This window comes from Mesorhizobium sp. LNHC252B00 (genome assembly GCF_000502955.1).
Lineage (GTDB): Bacteria > Pseudomonadota > Alphaproteobacteria > Rhizobiales > Rhizobiaceae > Mesorhizobium.
The window spans coordinates 1-639 of record NZ_AYWO01000102.1 but is presented as its reverse complement, the minus strand read 5'-3'; the positions used below and the strand labels follow the sequence as shown (position 1 = coordinate 639).

The following is a 639-nucleotide window of genomic DNA, read 5'->3' as shown; positions in this document are numbered from 1 at the left end:
GTCGAACGTGCCGCCGCCAAGGTCATAGACGGCAATGGTCTTGCCTTCCTTCTTGTCGAGGCCATAGGCAAGCGCTGCCGCGGTCGGCTCGTTGATGATGCGCAGCACTTCCAGGCCGGCGATCTTGCCGGCGTCCTTGGTGGCCTGGCGCTGGGCGTCGTTGAAATAGGCCGGAACGGTGATGACCGCCTTCTCGACCTTCTCGCCCAGATAGGCTTCCGCCGTTTCCTTCATCTTCTGCAGGATCATGGCCGAGATCTGCGAGGGCGACTGCTTCTTGCCGCCGGCCTCGACCCAGGCATCGCCATTGTCGCCCTTGACGATCTTGTAGGGGACAAGCTTCTTGTCCTTCTCCGTCACCGGATCGTCATAGCGGCGGCCGATCAGGCGCTTGACCGCGAAGATGGTGTTTTCAGGATTGGTGACCGCCTGGCGCTTGGCCGGCTGGCCGACGAGGCGTTCGCCGTCGCCCGAGATGGCGACGATGGAAGGCGTCGTGCGCGCGCCTTCCGCATTCTCGATTACCTTCGGCTCCTTGCCATCCATAATGGCGATGCACGAGTTGGTGGTGCCGAGATCGATACCGATTACTTTTGCCATTTTTCTAGTCTCTCCGCTAAGCAGGCTCTCAGGACCCGG

General features: G+C 61.3%; 1 protein-coding gene. It reads right to left on the bottom strand.

What is annotated here, in order from left to right; translation table 11 throughout:
• Window positions 1-600 (bottom strand): Hsp70 family protein (locus tag X744_RS0139245; RefSeq protein ID WP_031261554.1); only part of this gene is annotated, 600 nt, incomplete at its 3' end.
• Window positions 601-639 lie beyond the last annotated feature (39 nt).